Below are 20,008 nucleotides of genomic sequence, written 5' to 3' on the forward strand. Positions count from 1 at the left end.
ATCCGTCCGGACCAACTGTGTCAGAAAGTCCAGACCGCGCGCTTGCCCGGACCCACCACCAGCGTCGACGTGCCCAGCCGCTCGACGTGCCGCGCCACCCCGCGGTTCAGCTCGAACTCCACGCGCTTCAGCCCGGTCTGCCCGAGCGGCACCTCGTCGAACCGCATCGTGGTGCCACCCCGCGTCGCCACGACCGCGCCGGGGCCGGTGCGCAGCGTGAAGCCGCCCGCCCGCAGCAACGGCACGGTGTCGGCGAGGTCCGAGGCGGTCACGGCGAACCCGACGTACGTGATGTCGCGCATCATCTTGTGCTCGTAGGCGTCCGGCAGGTACCGCAGCCGCGACACGTCACCGGGGAACCGGGCGGGCCCCACCTTGCTGCGCGGGTCGCTCATGTACTCGTCGCGGTACTCCATGGCCCACGCGCCGAACCGCTCGTACTCCTGGATCACGAACACCGAGTCGAACCACGGCACGGGCTTGCCGTCGCCGAAGTCGCGGGTCTGCAGGAAGTCGATCGGCGTCGAGCCCGCGGCCCGCAGCCGGTCGCGCAGCCGGTCGACGTCCCCGTCGCGCTCGGTGGACAGGCCGAGGCCGGCGGCGCCGATCTCCCCGTCCTGGCCCGGCACGTCCCCTGGGCCGAAGACCTCGAGGTACGTCTCACGGCCGCGCAGGTAGCGCCCCGTCCACACGCGGCCGTCGGCGCCGGTCGTCGTGCGCACCTCGACGTCCGCGAACTCCTTGAGGTAAGGCGAGTGCTCGACGGCGTCGGCGGTCGCGCGGTCGAACGTGCCCCAAGCGTGGTTGTAGAACAGCAACTGCCGCTCCGAGGCCTGCGCCGGGCCCGAGCCCGCCACGACCAGAAGTACGGCCAAGATCATGCACGCCACCCGTCGGATCCCCATAGATTCGATCGTAGGACGGGCACGCTCGAGTCAGACTCAAGCCGGACGAAGGGGACCCAGTGTTCGACACCACCGGGTGGGCGGTTCTCGCACCGCTGTTGCAGGCCGCCACCGCCGGGCGCGACCTGCTGGACGACACGATCCGCCGGCTCGGGCCGGACGCCGTCGCCGCGGAGGTCGTGCGGGAGATCGGCGAGCACGACGTGCGCCTGGACCTGACCTTCGACGGCCGCACGACCGCCCACCTGAGCACCGACGCCGACGTGGTGGTCGCACTCGACCTCGCGGACGCCGTGCGCGGCCTCTACGGCACCGACGCGCGGCCGTGGCCGAGCCTCGCCGTCACGACCCCGGACCCCGATCTGGACGAACGCGGCATCAGCGGTTGGTTCCACGACCGCAAAGGACTCGCGCAATCCGTCCAGGACCTGCTGTCCGCGCTGAAGCCCGTGCGGCGGGACCTGGGTGAGCTCGCCGTCGAGTTCGGTTCGGACAAGTGGGGTGACCTGCACTGGTACACGCAGCACTACGAACGCCACTTCGCCCGCCTGCGCACCGAACCGGTGCGGGTGCTGGAGATCGGCATCGGCGGCTGGGACGACCCGGACAGCGGCGGCGGCTCGCTGCGGATGTGGCAGCGGTACTTCCCGCGCGGCCTGGTCGTCGGTCTCGACATCGTCCGCAAGAACGTCACCGGGCCGCGCGTCACGACCGTCCGCGGCGACCAGTCCGACGCGGACTTCCTCGACCGCCTCGGCCGCGAACTGGGGCCGTTCGACGTGGTGATCGACGACGGCAGCCACCGCAACGACCACGTGCGCACGTCGTTCCACGCGCTGTTCCCGCACGTGCGCGCGGGTGGCCTCTACGTGGTGGAGGACCTGCAGACCTCGTACTGGCCCAGCTGGGGCGGCCACCCCGGGTCGACCCCGGACACCTCGATGGGGCTGCTCAAGTCCTTTGTGGACGGCCTGAACCGCGCCGAGGTGGGCGATCCGCGGGGCCGGGGTTCGCACCTGGAGCGCAACATCAGCGGGATCTCGTTCCACCACAACATCGCGTTCGTGGAGAAGGGGCTGAACGCCGAGGAGGGCGGGCCCGCGTTCCTGCGCGCCCTGGGCTGAGATCATGCCGGGGTGATCACGATTGGGCAGCTCGCCCGGTACGCGGGCGTGACGGTGAAGGCGGTGCGGCACTACCACAAGGTGGGCCTGCTGCCCGAACCCGAGCGCGACCACTCCGGCTACCGGCGCTACACCGCGCAGGACGCGATCGACCTGGTCAAGATCCGCACGCTGGCCGCCGCCGGCGTCCCCCTGGCCCGCGTGCGCGATCTGCTCGGGGCGGACGAGGAGGAGTTCGCCGCGGCCGTCGCGGAGATCGACGAGGCCCTGCGCCGCCGTGAGGAGGAAATCCGGCAGGCCCGCGACCGCGTGCTGCGGCTGCGGGCGGGCACCGCCCTGCTGGTCTCCCCGCGGGCCGCCGCGATGCTGGAGTCGTTGCGGGAGATGGGAGTCAGCGAACGGGGTGTCCGGATCGAACGCGAGGTCTGGGTGCTGATGCAGGCCGTGGCGCCGCGGGAGGCGGAGGTGTGGCTCGCGGACAAGGTCGAGTCGCTGGCCGATCCCGAGTTCCGGCGGATCTACCTGGACCACGACGAGGCCTTCGAGTTCGCCGCCGACGACCCGCGGCTGCCGGACCTGGCGCGGCGGGCGGGGGCGTGGCTATCCCGCAGGCCCGCCCTGCCCCTCGCCGATCCGGAGATCACCCGGCTGGCCATGGCGGCGGCCGGGGCCACCTCCCCCGCCTGGGAGCGGCTGGCGCGCGTCTAGGAGCGCCGCCCGAACATCCGCCCGGCGAGGTCCACCCCGACGATCGCGCCGGAGGGGTCGCGGGTGAAGAACCCGCGCTGCCCGCGAAACGCCCCGGAGGTGAGCACGTACTCGTCGTCCGGCAGCAGCCCCAGCGGGAACGGCGCGTGGTCGGCCGGCAGCTCCACCTCGGCGGACGCGCGGATCTCCGGCCGGATCAGCACCTCCAGCACCAGCCCCGACCCGGTGTCGTCGATCGTCATGACCATCGCGTCGTTGTCGTAGCGGCCCGCCACCTCGGCGGCGGCGGAAGCCCGGTACGGCAACGGTTCCGGGTCGCGGTCGACCAGTCCGGCGAAGTGTTCCAGCGCGTGCCGGACGACCGCCTGGTTGAACGGGATCCCGTCCGGGCCCTGGTTCGCGACCGACGCGACGGCGAACCCGAGCGACGGCACGACCACCAGTTCCGCGAACTGCCCGTTGGACGACCCGCCGTGCCCGATCACCGGCACGCCGTCGACGGTCCGCAGGAACCACCCGACGCCGATCGCCTCGCCGAGGTTGCTGCCGCGCAGCACCGCCGTGGCCCGGCGCATCTCGGCGAGGTCGACACCATCGCCGTCGCCGAGGTGGAACCGTGCCCACGCCAGCAGGTCCGCGACCGAGGCCGCGATCCCACCGCCGGGGTTGCCTGCCCGCCAGTGCCGCCACGGCCGGGCGATCTCACCCTTCTCGTGCCCGGCGGCGAACCGGCGGGTCATCACCGCGTCCCGGTCGAAGTGCGTGTTCCGCAGCCCGAGCGGTTCCAGCACCAGCGCCGTCACGGCCTGCTCGTAGGTCTGCCCGGTGACGTTCTCGATGATCCTGCCGGCGAGGTTGAACCCGGACTGGCTGTAGGACGGCCGTTCCCCGGCGGCACCGACCAGCGTCAGCGAGGCCAGCCCCTCGACGTGGCGGCGCAGTGCGTCGTCGCCCTCGCCGGTGTCGGTCAACGTGCCCCAGTCGAGGCCGGAGGTGTGGTTGAGCAGCTGGCGGACGGTAACCGTGCGGCCGTCGGCCAGCCGCAGTTCCGGTACGTACCGGTGCACCGGGGCGTCCAGCGAGACCCGGCCCTGCGCAACCAGCCGCATGACCGCGGTGGCGGTGTAGGTCTTGGTGACCGAGCCGAGCAGGAAGAGCGTGTTCTCGTCGACCGGCAACGGGTTCTCGACGCTCGTGACGCCGTGCGTGAAGAAGTGCTCGCGGCCGTCGTGGAGTACGCCCGCGGCGGCGCCGGGGATGGTGAAGCGGGTGGCGGTCTGCGCGAGGAAGTCGTTGTCCATGCGCCCACCCTCGAACCCTGACCCAGGGTCAAGGTCAAGCCCGCTCGGTCCCCGCGTCCGGGGACCGAGCGGACAGGGGCCTACGGGATCCAGTGGTTGCCGGACACCGTGATCATCACCTGCAGCTGGATGCTCGCGCCGAAGTACGTGTTCGTGTCGACGGGCGTGCTCAGCATCTTGGCCCACAACGCGTCCAGCCACGCCTGGCTGCCGGGGTCGGTCGACGCCGCCACCGCGAACGGCGCGAAGAACGCCGCGTCGCCGCCGCTCTGGATCTGGGTGCCGGACAGGGTGTACCCGGTCGCGATCCTGTTCGGGTCACCACCGGTCTTGCCCTTGATCCACGAGTTCATCTTGCGGGCCGCCGCCAGCGACTTCGCGTCCCCGGTCAGCGCCGCGTCCGCGCCGATGCGCCACGGGTCGCGGCACGCGTTGTACCAGTACTTGCCGTCGGTGTCGTCCCTCTCCAACAGCTTGCCGACCGCCGGCTTCGGCGTCGAGTTGGTGTCCTGCACGAAGTCCGGCAGCAGGCCGGTGTTCGGCGCGTACTTCGACTGCAGGGTGGCGATCAGGTCCTGGTGCTTGGCGCGGATGGTGTCCCAGGCCGCGTCGCCGGTCGCCTTGCGGAACGCGCGGAAGTGGTCGGACATCCAGTCCGACGACCGGGAGCCGTAGTACTGCCTGCTGTTGCCGGAGTTGGACCAGTCGCCCATCAGCAGCAGGTTCGTGTTCGGGTTGACGAGGCTCTTCTTGATCGCGTTGATGTTCCTGATGGCGATCTGCTTGTAGTTGTAGGTGCCGGTGCTGCCCCACTGGCGGTCGGCGAGCAGCAGGCCGTAGGCGGTGTCCATGTCGCCGTCGGTCGCGCTGTCGCTGCCGTTGACGCTGCGGCAGTTCTCGTCCTGCTCCGACGCGAGCAGGTCGGGGTTGTAGATCGACGGGTGGTCGAGCTTGAACTTCAGCAGGCCGTCGAAGATCTTCTTGGCGTCCGGGTCGGCGCCCGCCATCTGCGCGGTGATCACCATGCCGTAGCCCTGGGCCTCCGCGACGTAGGCGTGGTCGGCGTCCGGCGAGTAGATCCCGTACCAGCCGTTGCCGCAGTTCTGCTTCACGAACGCGGCCTTCCACCTCTGGTAGAAGTCGACGATCTTCGCGTCCAGCGCGGACGTGCTGCCTGACGGGCGCAGGATCCCGGCGGCGTAAGGGGTCTGCCTGCTGCCGAACGGGTAGCCGAGGCCGTTCGACGGCGGCGTGGTCGTGGTCGTCGGCGGCGTGGTGGTCGTCGGGGTGCCGCCGCTGACGCCGTAGACCTCGAGCTCCCACAACGAGTAGCCGTACGTCGTGCCGCGTGCGGTGCCGTAGACCCGCACGTACCGGCCCGAACCGGACACCGTCAGGTCGTCGGTGCCGCCGTCGCCGCTGGCCGTCGAGTAGACGTCGGTCCACGAGGAACCGTCGGGTGAGGTCTGGACCCGGTAGGACCGGGCGTAGGCCGCCTCCCAGTTGAGCTTCACGCGGCTGACCGCGTGCGCCGTGCCGAGGTCGACCCGCAGCCACTCGGGGTCGTGGCCCTCCGCGGACGCCCAGCGCGTCGACGTGCTGCCGTCGACCGCCTTGCCGGCCTCGAACCCGCTGCCCTCGACCGAGGAGGCGGTCACCGCCTTGCCGCGCGAGACCAGCGGGTCCGCCGCCACCGCGATGGTCGTCCCCGCCACGAGCAGGCCGAGCACGAGCCCGGCCGCTCCCAACGCCGTCGTTCTGCCGCCCACGACCGCCTCCACCAATTAGTTAACAAAGGTGTCAATACAAGTGGAGGGCGACCGTAGGCAGGCATCTGCGCAGCTCACAAGGTTACCGGCGGGTAGTTGCGCGTTCGGACAGCACGCGGCCCCGGAGGTCTGAACCACCTCCGGGGCCGCGTCGTGCTCAGGTCAGGGCACCCAGTGGTTGCCCGTGACCGTGATCATCACCTGGAGCTGGATGCTCGCCGAGAAGTAGCTGCCGCCGTCGATCGGCGTCTGCACCATCTTGGTCCACAACGCGTCCAGCCACGCCTGGCTGCCCGGATCGGTCGCGGCCACCACGGCGAACGGCGCGAAGAACGCGGCGGCGCTGCCACCGGAGAGCTGCGTGCCGTTCAGCTGGTAGCCGATCGCGATGGTGTTCGGGTTGCCGCCGGTCTTGGACTTCACCCACGTGTTGAGCTTGCGGGCCGCCGTCAGCGACTGGGAGTCGCCGCTCGTCACCGCGTCCGCGCCGATGCGCCACGGAACGCGGCAGGCGTTCCAGTAGTACCTGCCGTCGTTCGCGCTCTCCAGCACCTGCCCGGCGGGAGGGCGCGCGGAGGAGTTCGTGTTCTCCACGAAGTCGGGCAGCAGACCGGTGCCGGGCGCGTAGTTCTGCTGCAGCTGCCCGATCAGGTTCTGGTGCGCCGCGCGGATCGTGTCCCACGCGCCGTCCCCCGTCGCCTTCCGGAACGCCCGGAAGTGGTCGACCATCCAGTCCGACGACCGCGAGAGGTAGTAGTACTGGTCGCCCGCGCTGGTCCAGTCGCCCAGCTTGAGCAGGTTGGTCTGCGGGTTGACCTCACTGGCCTTGATCGCGTTGATGTGCCGGATCGCCAGCTGCTTGTAGTTGTGAGTACCGGTGCTTCCCCACTGCCGGTCGGCGAGCAGCAGCCCGTAAGCCACGTCCATGTCGCCGTCCGTGGCGCCGTCGCCGCCGTTGACGCTGCGGCAGTTCACGTCCTGCTCCGCCGCGAGGAGGTCGCGGTTGATCGAGGACGGGTGGTCGTTGCGCCACTTCACCAGGCCGTCGAAGATCTTCCTCGCGTCCGGGTCCGCGCCGGCCATCGTCGCGACGACGACCATGCCGTAGCCCTGCGCCTCGGCGACGTACGGGTGGTCGGCGTCGGGCGAGATCACCTGGTACCAGCCGTTGCCGCAGTTCTGCCGCACGAACGCGGACTTCCAGCGCTGGTAGTAGTCCACCACCTGCGCGTCCAGGGTGGACGTCGACCCCGAAGGCCGCAGCACCCCCGACGCGTACGGGGTCTTCCTGCTGCCGAACGCGTACCCGAGCCCGTTCGACGGCGGGGTGGTTGTCGTGGTCGTGGTCGGCGGGGTGCCGCCCGCCACGCCGTAGACCTCCAGCTCCCACAGCGAATAGCCCCACGCGGTGCCGCGGGCCGTGCCGAGCACGCGCACGTACCGGCCGGCCCCGGAGACAGTGAGGTCGTCGACGCCACCGTCACCGGCGGCCGTCGAGTACACGTCCGTCCACGCCGAGTCGTCGGGCGACGTCTGCACCCGGTAACCCCTGGCGTACGCGGCCTCCCAGTTGAGACGCACGCGGCTCACCGAGTGCGTCGAGCCGAGGTCGACCCTCAGCCACTCCTGGTCGCTGCCCTCCGCGGAGGCCCAGCGGGTCGACGCGCTGCCGTCCACCGCCTTCGCGGCCTCCAGCCCGGCCGCCTCGACCGAGGACGCCGTCACCGCCCTGCCCTGCGACACCAGCGGATCCGCCGCCGTCGCGCTGGTCGTCCCCGCCACCAGGAGACCAGCCACGAGACCGCAGGCACTGACCGCCGCCCAAGCCGATCGTCTGTCCACACCCACCTCCACCCAATTGTTAACAAACCTGCCTAATGTCTGGATCGCGGCGACCATAGGCGGGTGGGTCGAGTTCGGACAAGAGGTGCGGACCAGTTGTCCCGGACAGATCGGCGACCGGGACTAGTTCCAGACCTCCCGGACGGACTCGGCGATCGACGCGGCCTGCGTCCGTCCCGCCTCCGCGGCGGGCCCGCGCCGGGCCGGGTCCAGCAGGTTCTTGCCGATCGCGGCCAGCGCGGCGGCGTCCGGGCTGATCACGATCGACGGCACGCCGAGCTTCGCGGCCTGCGCCTGCGGCGTCGCCGCCGGACTGGCCGACCGCGTCAGCGGCGCGATCACGACGACCCTCTCGTAGCCGGCGGCGAGGTCCACGTTGGCCACCGACCGCATGCCGCCGTCCATGTACCGGCTGCCGTCGACGGACACCGGCGGCCACACCAGCGGCACCGCGCAGCTCGACGCGACCGCCTTCACCAGCGGCACCCCGCTGTCCCGGTCGAACGCCACGAACTTCCCGGTCGCGGTGTCGACGGCGGTGACCTTCAGCGGGCGCTCCGGCCAGTCCTTCGTGGACAGTCGCGAGTCGAACACCGCGAGACGCGACTCCTCCGACGGAGTGCGGGCTTTCAGCGCCGCCTTGCCGAGTCGTGCCCGCTTCTGCGCCGGCGTCCCCGGCATCACGTAGGAAAGCGCGTACCGGACGACCATCCACGACGTGAGACGCGCCGGGATCTCCCCCTCCGGCGGCGCCAGCTGTCCCGCGTACAGGTCGGCGAGCACACCGCCGCCCGCCAGCTCCGTCGCCACGACCGATCCCGCCGACGTGCCCACGAACAGGTCGGCGCCCGTCAGGTCGACACCCTGCTCGGCCAGTCCGTGCAGAATCCCCGTCTCCCAGGCGATTCCGGTCACTCCGCCGCCACCCAGCACCAACGCGCGTTGTCCCGTCACCCGGCCATCCTATGGAGTGAGACGAGTTCCTGGTCCATGGTCACTCTTGGTAGCCTGTGCGGTGAAACCGAGAAGCGCTGCAACGGGCCAGCAAGCCTGCCACGCTCGGCTTCGTTCCACCACGAACAAGGGCGCTTCCGACTTTTCGGGAGCGCGCGTGAGTGGACTCAAGTCCCTGCTGGACCAGCGGATCGCCGTGCTGGACGGTGCCTGGGGCACGATGTTCCAGCAGGCCCAGCTCTCCCCCGCCGACTACTACGGCGACGAGTACTCCGGCCACGTCCCGGACGTCGCGGGCGACCCGGACCTGCTCAACCTCACCCGCCCGGACCTGGTGCTCGACGTGCACCGGCGGTACCTCGCGGCGGGCGCGGACATCACGACCACCAACACCTTCACCGCCACCTCGATCGGCCAGGCCGACTACGGGCTCGAGAGCCGCGTCCGCGAGATGAACATCGCCGGCGCCCGCCTCGCCCGGCAGGCCGCGGACGAGTTCGGCGGCCGGTTCGTCGCGGGCTCGGTCGGCCCGCTCAACGTCACGCTCTCGCTGTCGCCCAAGGTCGAGGACCCGGCGTTCCGCGCCGTCACGTTCGAGCAGGTCAAGGCCTCCTACGCGGAGCAGATCGCGGCGCTGCACGAGGGCGGCGTCGACCTGCTGCTGATCGAGACGATCTTCGACACGCTGAACTGCAAGGCCGCCATCGCCGCCGCCCGCGAGGTCGCGCCCGACCTGCCGCTGTGGATCTCGGTGACGATCGTCGACCTGTCCGGCCGCACGCTCTCCGGCCAGACCGTCGAGGCGTTCTGGGACTCGATCGCGCACGCCGAGCCGCTGGTCGTCGGCGTGAACTGCTCCCTCGGTGCCGAGGAGATGCGCCCGCACGTCACGGACCTCGCGCGCCTCGCGAACACCTACGTCGCCTGCCACCCCAACGCCGGCCTGCCCAACGCGTTCGGCGGCTACGACCAGACCCCCGACGAGACCGCCGCCCTGCTGAAGGACTTCGCGGACAAGGGCATCGTCAACGTCGTCGGCGGCTGCTGCGGCACCTCCCCCGCCCACATCAAGGCCGTCGCGGACGCGGTGAAGGGCATCGACGCGCGCGAGGTCGTCCAGCCGCGCCACACCACCCGCTACAGCGGCCTGGAGACGTTCGAGATCGGCCCCGACACCGGGTTCGTGATGATCGGCGAGCGCACCAACGTCACCGGCTCCGCCAAGTTCCGCCGGCTGATCGAGGCGGACAACCACCAGGCCGCGCTCGACGTGGCGCTGGAGCAGGTCCGCGGCGGCGCGAACCTGCTCGACGTCAACATGGACGCCGACCTGCTCGACGGCGAGCAGGCGATGACCACGTTCCTGAACCTCATCGCGACCGAGCCGGAGATCGCCCGCATCCCGGTGATGATCGACAGCTCCCGCTGGACCGTGCTGGAGGCGGGCCTGCGGTGCGTGCAGGGCAAGGGCGTGGTCAACTCGATCAGCCTCAAGGAGGGCGAGGAGCCCTTCCTGCACCAGGCCCGCACGATCCGCGACTACGGCGCCGGCGTCGTGGTCATGGCGTTCGACGAGACCGGCCAGGCCGACACGACCGACCGCAAGGTCGAGATCTGCGCCCGAGCCTACGACCTGCTCACGCAGCAGGCCGGCTTCCCGGCCGAGGACATCATCTTCGACCCCAACGTGCTCGCCGTCGCGACCGGCATCGAGGAGCACAACGGCTACGCCAAGGCGTTCATCGACGCCCTGCCCCGGATCAAGGAGCGCTGTCCGGGCGTCCGCATCAGTGGTGGCATCTCGAACCTGTCGTTCTCCTTCCGCGGCAACGACGTCGTCCGCGAGGCCATGCACTCGGCGTTCCTGTTCCACGCCGTCAAGGCGGGTCTCGACATGGGCATCGTCAACGCGGGCCAACTCGTCGTCTACCAGGACATCCAGCCCGAGCTGCTGGAACTGGTCGAGGACGTCATCTTCAACCGCCGCGAGGACGCCACCGACCGGCTCGTCGCGCACGCCGAGACCGTCAAGGGCCCCGGCCAGAAGCGCGTGGTCGACCTGTCGTGGCGGGAGGCCCCGGTCGCGAAGCGCCTGGAGCACGCGATCCTGCACGGCGTCGTCGACTTCATCGAGGCCGACACCGAGGAGGCCCGCCAGGCGCTGCCCCGCCCCCTCGACGTCATCGAGGGCCCGCTGATGGACGGCATGAAGGTCGTCGGCGACCTGTTCGGCTCCGGCAAGATGTTCCTGCCCCAGGTCGTGAAGAGCGCCCGCGTGATGAAGCGCGCAGTCGCGTACCTGGAGCCGTTCATGGACGCCGAGCCGAAGGCCACCGCGGGCGGCAACGGCAAGGTCGTGCTCGCCACCGTCAAGGGCGACGTCCACGACATCGGCAAGAACATCGTCGGCGTCGTGCTGGGCTGCAACAACTACGAGGTGATCGACCTCGGCGTGATGGTCCCGGCGGCGAAGATCCTCGACACCGCGATCAAGGAGCACGCCGACGTCATCGGCCTGTCCGGCCTGATCACCCCGTCGCTGGACGAGATGGTCTCGGTCGCCGAGGAGATGCAGCGCCGCGGCATGAAGCTGCCGCTGCTGATCGGCGGCGCCACCACGTCGAAGCAGCACACCGCCGTGAAGATCGCCCCGGTCTTCGACGAGCCGGTCGTGCACGTGCTCGACGCGTCCCGGGTCGTCGGCGTCGTCTCCGACCTGCTCGACGACCGCCGCAGCCACGAGCTGAACCTCACCAACCGCGCCGAGCAGGCCCGCCTGCGCGAGCAGCACGAGAACCGCAGGTCCGTCCCGCTGCTCAAGGTGGAGGACGCGCGCGCGAACGCGGAAAAGGTCGATTTCTCCGAGTTGCCGACGCCGGAGTTCACCGGCACCCGCGTGCTGACGCCTTCTTTGGCGGAACTGCGCGAGTTCATCGACTGGACGTTCCTGTTCCTCGCGTGGGAACTCAAGGGCAAGTTCCCGGCGATTCTCGAACAGCCGGTCGCGCGTGAGCTCTACGACGACGCGACCGCGTTGCTGGACGAAATCGTCGCGGGCGAACTGTTCGAGGCGAAGGGCGTCTACGGCTACTGGCCCGCGCATTCCGAGGGCGACGACATCCTGCTCGACAACGGCGTGCGCATTCCGATGCTGCGCCAGCAGACGCAAAAGCCGCTCTCGCGCCCGAATCGCTGCCTGTCCGACTACGTCGCGCCGTCCGGCGACCACATCGGCGGATTCGCCGTCACGATCCTCGGCGCCGAGAAGCTGGCCGGGCAGTACGAGGCCAAGAACGACGACTACCGCGCCATCATGGTGAAGGCGCTGGCCGACCGCCTCGCCGAGGCGTTCGCCGAGTGGATCCACCTGCGCGCGCGCCGCGACTGGTTCGAGCCCGACGCCCAGCCGGAGCTCGCCGACCTGCACGCGGAGAAGTTCCGCGGCATCCGGCCGGCGCTCGGCTACCCGGCCTGCCCGGACCACACGGTGAAGCGCGAGCTGTTCGACCTGCTGGGCGCGGAGGAGATCGGGGTCTCGCTGACCGAGTCGTTCGCGATGAACCCGGCGGCGAGCGTGAGCGGCCTGATCTTCCAGCACCCCGGGGCGAAGTACTTCACGGTCGGGCGGCTCGGGCGCGACCAGGTGGAGGACTACGCGCGGCGGTACGGCAAGCCGGTCGCCGAGGTCGAGCAGTGGCTGCGCCCGAACCTCGGGTACGACCCCGCCTGACCGGTTCCGGAACGTGAAAGCGCTTGCCGGTTACCGGTGGGCGTTGTCCGGTTTGGTGTCAACCGATGTAGCATCGGCCGCTCTGGAGATCAATCACCCCCGTAGGTAGAGCGAGCCCGAGGTCATCGATGCGAGCTGCGGCGCTGACGCTGGGTCTGGTGCTGGTGGCGGGATGCGGTGCCGCCGGCGACTCGGCGGCGTTGCCGCACGTGGGTTTCGTCGTGAAGCGCACGGGTGGCTCCTTCGCGCAGGAGATGACCAGCGGTTTCCACGAGGGCGTCGGGAGGGTCGGCGGGGTCAGCGCGACGGTGACCGGGCCTCCCGGCCAGGACGGGCACAAGGAAGTCGAGTTGTTCCGGGATTTGACGACGACCGCGAAAGGCGGAATCGCCGTGGCGACCTCGGAGCCCGCGCTGATGGCACCGTCCATCGGGGAGGCACTGGGTCAGCGCGTCGCGGTGGTCGGTGTCGACATGCGGCTCACCGCGAGTTCCGGAGTGCGGCTCCACATCGGTAACGACGACTACGAACTCGGCGAAAAGCTGGCTGACGAGTTGATGCGCCGCTTGCCGGCGGATGCGACCGGAACAGTGGTGCTGGGAAACACCGCTCCGGGACTCGCCGGGTTCGACGACCGGGCCGAGGGAATCCGGGGTCGGTTCGCCGAAAAGCTACCGGGGGTAGTGGTGCTGGGGCCGTTCGACACGCAACGTGACGACGCCGCGAATCGAGTCACGTGGAGACGTCTCGTCGAGGCGAACCCGAACGCCCTCGCGTTCGTTGGAACGGGCGACTGCGACGGCGTGAACCTCGCCGCGCTCAGGACCGAGAAGTCGGCGAGGTGGCTGGTGGGCGGGTTCGGGGTCGACCCGAGAACGTTGCAGGCGGTGCGGGACGGCGCGATGGTGGCGTCCGTCTCGCCCGAGCACTACCTCAAGGGCGCTGTGGCAGGCTGGCTCCTCGCACGGCACGCGAAGGGCGGCGGCGTGCTGCCGGAGGGCTGGATCGAGACGCCCGGGCTCACGGTCACGACCGCGAACCTGGAGCAGGTCCTGCGCCGGCAGGAGTCGGAGAAGGCGCGCAGGGAGTACTTCCAGCCTCAGATCGACAGCTTCGCCGAGGACCCGGCGAGCTGGGTGCGACCGTTGGAGCAGGCACGGTGAGCTTTTGGGAAGGTCGCGCCACCGCACGGGTGGCGACGGCGGGGCTGACGTTCGGGCTGCTGGTCCTCGCGGGACTGGCGCTCTGGAGCAGCATCAACGCGCGGTCGACGACCGCGCACGTGCGCGAGCTCAACGACACCAGCGAGCGGTGGAGCCGCGTGCTGGAGCACATCAACGTCGCCGACAACGCGTTGCGGGACCTGCAGGTCGCGCGGACACCGCAGACCGTCGAGCCGCTGCGGAACTCCGTCGGGTCCGCCCGCGCGGACCTGGACTGGCTGCGCGCCAACGGCAGGCCGTCCGACGCCGACGAGGTCGGCAAGCTGCTGCCGCTCTACGACCAGAGCTCGGACATGCTGCGCAAGGTGGTCGAGGGCGGCGACCAGGCGCAGGCGGTCCAGGCCTCGCTCGCGCACTCGTCGCTCCAGCGCCAGATCACCTCCACGATCGGGACCGTGCGTCTCGACACCAACGAGTACCTGCGCACGGCCGACGCGGAGAACGCGCGGCTGCGGATCGCGCAGATCGTGGTGTTCGTGCTGGACGTGGCCCTCGTGGCGTTGTTCGGCATGGTGCTGGTGGGCCAGCGGCGGATGATCCTGCGCCAGGCCGCGAAGAACGAGCACGAGGCGCACCACGACACGTTGACGGGCCTCGCGAACCGGGCGCTGCTCGCGCGGCGCATGGAGCACGCCGTCGACCAGGCGCGCAAGAAGGACGAGCCGCTCGCGTTGCTGATCGTGGACCTCGACCGGTTCAAGGAGGTCAACGACTCGCTCGGGCACCACACCGGCGACCTGCTGCTGCGCCAGGTGGCGAACCGCCTGTCGTGGGCGGTGCGCGACACGGACCTGGTGGCGCGGCTGGGCGGCGACGAGTTCGCCGTGCTGCTGCCCGGCGTCGGCTCGGCGGAGAACGCGAGCATGGTCGCGGAGAAGATCCTGCAGGCGCTGGCGATGCCGGTGACGCTGGAGGGCCTGGAGCTGGAGATCGCGGGCAGCGTCGGCGTGGCGCTGTGCCCGGCGGACTCGGGCGACGGCCACGAACTGCTGCGGCACGCGGACATCGCGATGTACGCGGCGAAGCGCGAGAAGTCCGGTGTCGCGGTCTACGACGCCCGCCTGCACGACCGCGGCGCGGCGCACCTGACGGCCGTGACGGAGCTGCGGCACGCGATCGACCGCGGCGAGCTGTTCCTGCACTACCAGCCCAAGGCGCTCGCGAACACGGGCGCGGTGTGCGGCGTCGAGGCGCTGGCCCGCTGGCAGCACCCGACGCGCGGACTCGTCCGTCCCGACGAGTTCATCCCGGTCGCCGAGGAGAACGGCCTCATCGAGCCGCTGACCCGGTACGTGATCGACGCGGCCCTGCGGCAGTGCCGGGCCTGGTCGGACGCGGGCTGGGAGGTGCCGGTGTCGGTGAACGTGGGCGCGGCCTGCCTGCACCACACCGAGTTCCCCGGCGACGTGGCCGACCTGATCAAGCGGCACGGCCTGCCGGCGCGGCTGCTGACGCTGGAGATCACCGAGTCCGCGATCATCTCGGACCCGGACCGCGCGGTGGAGGTGCTGCGCGGCCTGACGGAGCTGGGCGTGCGGCTGTCGATCGACGACTTCGGCACCGGGTACTCGTCGATCTCGTACCTGCGCAGCATGCGGGTGCACGAGATGAAGCTCGACCGGTCGTTCGTGACGCACATGTGCACGGACGCGGGCGATTCGGCGATCGTGCACGCGCTGGTGGCGCTGGCCCGCAACTTCGGGCTGCAGGCCGTCGCGGAGGGCGTGGAGGACCAGGACACCTGGACCGCGCTGGCCGAGGCCGGGTGCGACGTGGTGCAGGGGTACTTCCTCAGCGAGCCGTTGCCCGCCGAGGAAGTCGTGTCCTGGCTGGGAGACCGGGCCGCCGCTCACGCGTAGGGGTCGGTGTCCCGCCACTGCGCGATGAACGGCTTCATGAACTCGAGCATCGCGGGCAGCTGGTCCGCGCACGACAGGTAGGCCATGACCCGGATCGCGCCCACGGCGTTGACGAACCGGAGCACCTCCGCGTCGAGCTCGCGCAGCCCGTTCTTGCGCGCGCCCCGGTTGTAGGCGGCTTCGAGCTCCGGCCCGAGGCCGCCGAGGTCCCACTCGACCGGCCCGCGGGTGATCAGCTCGAAGTCGGAGAACAACGGGCCGTCGACGCCCGCGAAGATGTTCGCGGGCGGGGAGTCGCCGTGGATCGGCTGGAGCTCGACACCGGGGAACCGGGCGCGGAACGCGGCCTCGTCGCTGACAAGCGGCTCCAGGACCTCCCACTCGGCCTGGGCGCGCCGGAGGTCCGCCTCGGTCACGATGTCGACGCCCTGGAGCCGCTGGAGGCCTTCGCGGACGAACCGGGGCTCGGCGGACGACAGGAACTCGAGCTCGCCGGGGTAGTCGCGCAGGGCCAGGTGGAGGTCGGCGGCGAGCTCGGAGTTCTTGACGTAGTCGGGTTCCGAGGACTTGTCCTCCTCGGTGTACGGCCAGAACGTGATCGAGAAACCGTCGCGCTGCACGGGTTCGCGCGGCACGAGCGGGCTCGGCGGGATCACCGGGGTGCCCTGGTCGTGCAGCCACTGCGCGACGTCGAGCTCCTGGCGCTGGCGCCGGGCGAGGCTGTCGAGGGTCGTGGTGTGCGGCAGGACGGTCGGGACGCGGGCGACGACCGGCGCGGGCGCGAGGTGCACGACGACCGAGAACAGCTCGTAGAGCACCCTGCCCTCGGTGATCTCGAGGCCGAGCTCGCGTCCGGCGGCCACGGCGGCGTCGCGGGCGGCGGTGGTGCGGCGGGCGATGTCCTCGGGGGTCGCGAAGGCGTTCATGGCACGATCGTGTCACGACCCGGTGGCCCGACGCAGATCATTTACGGTGGGGTCATGGCCGACCGGCACCTGATCGACGTCCACGTGCTGCTCGTGCGCGGGGAGGACGTGCTGCTGATCCTCCGCCGGGACACCGATCCGCGGTTCGACGGGCTGTGGCACCTGCCGTCCGGGAAGCTCGACGCGGGCGAGTCGGTGCTCGCCGGGGCCGCGCGGGAGGCCGCGGAGGAGGTCGGGGTGGTGATCGCGCCCGGCGACCTGCGGCACGTGCACACGGTGCACGCCAACGGGTCCGGTGTGGAGCCGCGGCTCGGGCTGTTCTTCGAGGTGCGGCGGTGGAGCGGCGAGCCGGTGAACCGCGAGCCCGGGAAGTGTTCGGAGGTGCGGTGGTTCGGGCTCCGGGCGCTGCCCGCGGACATGATCGCCTACTCCGCCGCGGGGATCACCGGGTACCTGGCCGGGGAGACGTTCGGGCTGCTGGGCTGGGAGTAGCGGGGAGCCCGCCAGGGGCGGCTCCCGCTCGGGAGCGTCCCCGGCTCAGTGATCGCAGCAGACCCGCTCGGCCCACTCCGGTTCGTGCCACCAGTGCCTGTTCTCCGCCGAGGGCAACGGGTCGAGCGCGGCCGTCGTGGCGAACGTCTGCGGCCGGTCGCGGTAGGGCGCGAGCAGGTCCGGGACGCGGTGCCGCACACCGCCGACCACGACCTGCTCGACGTTCGCCGCGGCCTTGATGTCGGCGAGCGGGTTGCCCCGGACGAACGCGATGTCGGCGGGCGCGCCCGGCCTGATCGCGCCGAGCGGCAGGCCGAGCCACCTCGCGGGGTTGCGGGTCGCGGTGACGAGCGCCTCCCTCGGGGTGAAGCCGTACTCGACGAGGGCACGCAGGTTCTGGTGGGTGGCGGTCGCGGGGCTGTCGAGCGGCGCGTCGGTGCCGGTGATGACGAGCCCGCCGCCGCGGTGGACGTTCAGCGCCAGCTCGACCCAGCCCTTCAGGACCGCGCGGGACGCCGTCGCCGCCGGGGTGCCCTGCGTGGCGGCGTCGGCCACGAACCGCTCGTACTCCCACGGCGGGTACAGCACGCGGGTGCGTTCGTCGGTGACCAGCGACTTGTCGGTGTCGTACAGGGCGCGCGACTGGAACAGCGTGGGCGTGACGGACATGCCGGAGGCGGTGAACAGCGCCACCACGTCCTGATAAGCCTTGCCCTGCCTGGTGATCGTGTGCGAGTAGCCGAGGCGGTTGGTGGCGCCGACGTGCTCCTGCCCGTCCATGCCGAGGTTCGCCGCCGGGTAGAGGTAGTGGCTCGACAGCGGCACGCGGGAGCGCTGCACGGCGGCGCGCTGCAGTTCGACGGGCAGGCGGACGTAGGTCTTGACCAGGTCGTAGCCCAGCTCGTGAGCGCGGCGCAGTTCGAGGTCGAGCTGTACCTTGCTCAGCGTGGGGCGCATGAAGTTGTAGTAGACGCGCGACCCGTCGACGGCCTCGCCGGTGGCGTAGAACCTCGGCCCCGTCAGGGTTCCGGCCGCCAGCGCCTCCCTGGTCTCGATCATCTGGTAGACCGGGTCGCCGGGCGAGCGGACGGTCGTGACGCCGTAGGCGAGCCAGGCGTTGCCCTGCCGCGCGCCCCACTGGCGGCCGCGCAGGTGCCAGTGGTTGTGGGCGTCGATCAGGCCGGGGATGGCGGTGAGGCCGCTGTTGTCGACGTCGGCCTTGCCGCGCTGCGGGCGGATCTCCTGGACGGCGCCGTTCTGCACGACGATGTCGACGTCCCGCCTGAGCTCGTGCGCCTCGCCGTCCCAGTACGCCCCGACGCGGATCACCTCGCGGTCCGGCGCTTTCGGCCTGCGCCAGGTCAGTCCGTGCCGGATCGTCGTCGTCCTGCCGTCCAGTGTGGACTTTCGAAGCCTGCCGTTGTTCAGGTACACCAACGTTTCTTTGCCGTGCCATGCCAGCGAGTCCGTGACCTCGCGGGTGACCTGCCGCGGCTCGCCCAGGAAGGTGCCCTTGGCGTCCACGTCGACGACCCACGCGACACTCTCGACGACGAACGCGATGCGCTTGCCGTCCGACGACCACACCGGCCCGTCGTCGCCGCGCGTGGCGATGGACCGGAACGGCATGGGCTCGGTGTACCGGAGCTCACCGCTCACCAGGTCGACGCTGAGGACCTGGCTCGTCCCCTCGCGGAACCGGCGCGAGAACGGCTTCACCGCGGCGAGTGCGACGACGGTGCCGTCCTTCGACCACGTCGGCCGGCCGGGCTGGAACAGCGTCGGCGTGACCTGCCTGCGCGCCTGCCGGTCCGTGATCCACACCTGGCCGTCCTGGTCCAGGTAGGCGACCTTGGTGCCGTCCGGTGAGAAGCGCGGCGTGGTCTGCGCGTGCGGGGCCGGCGCGTACAGCTCGTCCTTGTCGGTGCTCAGGTCGCGAAGCCACAGTTGCGCAACGCCGGTGCGGTCGCTCGCGTACACGATCTTCTTGCCGTCGGGCGAGAAGTCGGGGTCGGAGTCGAAGTACCTCCCGTCCGTGAGCTTGGTGGCCTTGCCGTCGGTCAGCAGGTAGAGCGCGTTCAACGCCCGGAAGGCGATCCTGCCGTCCGTCGACACCACCGGGCTCGCGATGCCTTTGACCGCACCACCCGTGAGGTTGCGGGTCCGGTGCTGCCGGCGCTCGGTGCGGACCGGCACCGTCGCGCGGAACGGGATGTCCCGCACGGTTCCGCTGGCACGACTGCGAATCCGGCCGTCCGCGGTGTAGAGGACGCGCTCGCCGTCCCAGACGGGGGCGAACCCGAAGACGTCCTCCCCGGTCACCACGACGCTCGTCCCGAGCACCAACTCGGCCAGCCCGGGCCGCATCCGCGTGTAGCTGGGCTGCCCGCCGGGCCCGAACGCCGCGCCGAACACCTGCGTCCCGGCCGGCGCCGTGACAAGCCGCTCCCGCGTCCCGTCCAGCGCCACGACGTCCACCGCCGCGTTGCCGACGGTGAAGATGATCCGCGTGCCGTCACTGGACCACTGCGGCGCGGCCGCCTCGTCCGGCACCCCGGTGAGCTGCGTGATCGTGCCCGTGGCGAGCTCCAGCAGGTGCACGCCGTAGCTGCCGGCCCGGTCGCTGACGAACGCGAGGTGCCGGCCGTCCGGCGAGAACGCGGGCTCGCGGTGGTCGTACCTCCCCCGCGTGAGCTGCCTGAGCCCCTTGCCGTCCAAGCCGATGACGTAGAGGTGGTAGTTGCCGTCCCGATAGGACTGGAACGCGATCTGGCCGCCGGGACCGAACGACGGCAGGGTGGCGTCCTGCAGCTCGTCGGTGAGCTTGCGCGCCTCACCGCCTCCGGACGGCAGCACCCAGATGGCGGTGACGAGGTCGATGGCGAGCCACTCGCCGTCGCGCGACCGCGCCACCGAGATGTTGGTGCCCTGCGTCAGGGTGACTCTGGCGCCGGACTCGGCCTGGGCAGCGCCGGGCGTGAGCGCGGAGGCTGCGGTGGCGACGGCGGCGGCCTGGCCGGTGCGGGTCAGCAGCTCGCGGCGCGACAGTTCCATGGCGGCACACTCCCCAGTGTCGTCTCCCCTAGGAGATCCACCCTGGCACCGCCCCGGCCGCGCGCCATCGGCCGTTCGGCCCAGCGCCCACCAGGTGGGACACCGGTTCCCGATAGGAGGG

General features: G+C 70.9%; 13 protein-coding genes. 6 read left to right on the forward strand and 7 right to left on the reverse strand.

Going from position 1 to position 20,008, the window contains the following annotated elements; all coding sequences use genetic code 11:
- Positions 1-20: 20 nt before the first annotated feature.
- Positions 21-905 (reverse strand): DUF5829 family protein, encoded by an 885-nt coding sequence (locus ABZX02_RS10555; protein WP_355296901.1) that lies wholly within the window; start codon positions 903-905, stop codon positions 21-23.
- 59 nt (positions 906-964) lie between these two features.
- Between ABZX02_RS10555 and ABZX02_RS10560 the strand changes: the two genes are divergently transcribed.
- Complete coding sequence (locus tag ABZX02_RS10560; RefSeq protein ID WP_355296903.1) at positions 965-2,029, forward strand: class I SAM-dependent methyltransferase; 1,065 nt, start codon at positions 965-967, stop codon at positions 2,027-2,029.
- 12 nt (positions 2,030-2,041) lie between these two features.
- Positions 2,042-2,737: a MerR family transcriptional regulator gene (locus ABZX02_RS10565; RefSeq protein WP_355296904.1), complete on the forward strand. Its 696-nt coding sequence runs from the start codon at positions 2,042-2,044 to the stop codon at positions 2,735-2,737.
- Here ABZX02_RS10565 and ABZX02_RS10570 read toward each other — a convergent pair.
- From ABZX02_RS10570 to ABZX02_RS10585, 4 genes are all read right to left on the reverse strand, one after another.
- A complete protein-coding gene (locus ABZX02_RS10570; RefSeq protein ID WP_355296906.1) occupies positions 2,734-4,038 on the reverse strand; it encodes a serine hydrolase domain-containing protein in 1,305 nt (434 codons plus the stop codon). The two genes, ABZX02_RS10565 and ABZX02_RS10570, sit on opposite strands and share 4 nt — an antisense overlap.
- Positions 4,039-4,118: 80 nt before the next feature.
- Positions 4,119-5,807, reverse strand: a complete 1,689-nt coding sequence (locus ABZX02_RS10575) for a glycosyl hydrolase family 8 (RefSeq protein WP_355296908.1) — start codon at positions 5,805-5,807, stop codon at positions 4,119-4,121.
- Between the two features lie 162 nt (positions 5,808-5,969).
- A complete protein-coding gene (locus ABZX02_RS10580) occupies positions 5,970-7,649 on the reverse strand; it encodes a glycosyl hydrolase family 8 (protein WP_355296910.1) in 1,680 nt (559 codons plus the stop codon).
- A 123-nt stretch (positions 7,650-7,772) separates the two neighbouring features.
- Positions 7,773-8,603, reverse strand: coding sequence for a patatin-like phospholipase family protein (locus ABZX02_RS10585; RefSeq protein ID WP_355296912.1), 831 nt, complete (start codon positions 8,601-8,603; stop codon positions 7,773-7,775).
- Between the two features lie 157 nt (positions 8,604-8,760).
- On the opposite strand from ABZX02_RS10585, the gene metH reads away from it, so the two are divergent.
- From metH to ABZX02_RS10600, 3 genes are all read left to right on the forward strand, one after another.
- Complete coding sequence (gene metH, locus ABZX02_RS10590; RefSeq protein WP_355296914.1) at positions 8,761-12,333, forward strand: methionine synthase; 3,573 nt, start codon at positions 8,761-8,763, stop codon at positions 12,331-12,333.
- 128 nt (positions 12,334-12,461) lie between these two features.
- Positions 12,462-13,496 (forward strand): sugar ABC transporter substrate-binding protein, encoded by a 1,035-nt coding sequence (locus ABZX02_RS10595; protein WP_355296916.1) that lies wholly within the window; start codon positions 12,462-12,464, stop codon positions 13,494-13,496.
- Positions 13,493-15,415 carry a bifunctional diguanylate cyclase/phosphodiesterase gene (locus tag ABZX02_RS10600; RefSeq protein ID WP_355296918.1) on the forward strand — a complete coding sequence of 641 codons (1,923 nt, stop codon included), beginning with the start codon at positions 13,493-13,495 and terminating at the stop codon, positions 15,413-15,415. The genes ABZX02_RS10595 and ABZX02_RS10600 overlap by 4 nt, the downstream gene beginning before the upstream one ends.
- Here ABZX02_RS10600 and ABZX02_RS10605 read toward each other — a convergent pair.
- Complete coding sequence (locus ABZX02_RS10605) at positions 15,406-16,341, reverse strand: aminoglycoside phosphotransferase family protein (protein ID WP_355296920.1); 936 nt, start codon at positions 16,339-16,341, stop codon at positions 15,406-15,408. The two genes, ABZX02_RS10600 and ABZX02_RS10605, sit on opposite strands and share 10 nt — an antisense overlap.
- Positions 16,342-16,395: 54 nt before the next feature.
- Between ABZX02_RS10605 and ABZX02_RS10610 the strand changes: the two genes are divergently transcribed.
- On the forward strand, positions 16,396-16,833 hold the full coding sequence (locus ABZX02_RS10610; RefSeq protein WP_355296922.1) for an NUDIX domain-containing protein: 438 nt from the start codon (positions 16,396-16,398) through the stop codon (positions 16,831-16,833).
- Between the two features lie 45 nt (positions 16,834-16,878).
- Here the strand turns inward: ABZX02_RS10610 and ABZX02_RS10615 are convergent, their stop codons facing one another.
- Positions 16,879-19,887 carry an amidohydrolase family protein gene (locus ABZX02_RS10615; RefSeq protein ID WP_355296924.1) on the reverse strand — a complete coding sequence of 1,003 codons (3,009 nt, stop codon included), beginning with the start codon at positions 19,885-19,887 and terminating at the stop codon, positions 16,879-16,881.
- Positions 19,888-20,008: the final 121 nt, after the last annotated feature.

Origin of the sequence: Lentzea sp. NPDC003310, from assembly GCF_040610935.1 — a bacterium.
In the GTDB taxonomy this organism is placed as follows: domain Bacteria; phylum Actinomycetota; class Actinomycetes; order Mycobacteriales; family Pseudonocardiaceae; genus Lentzea.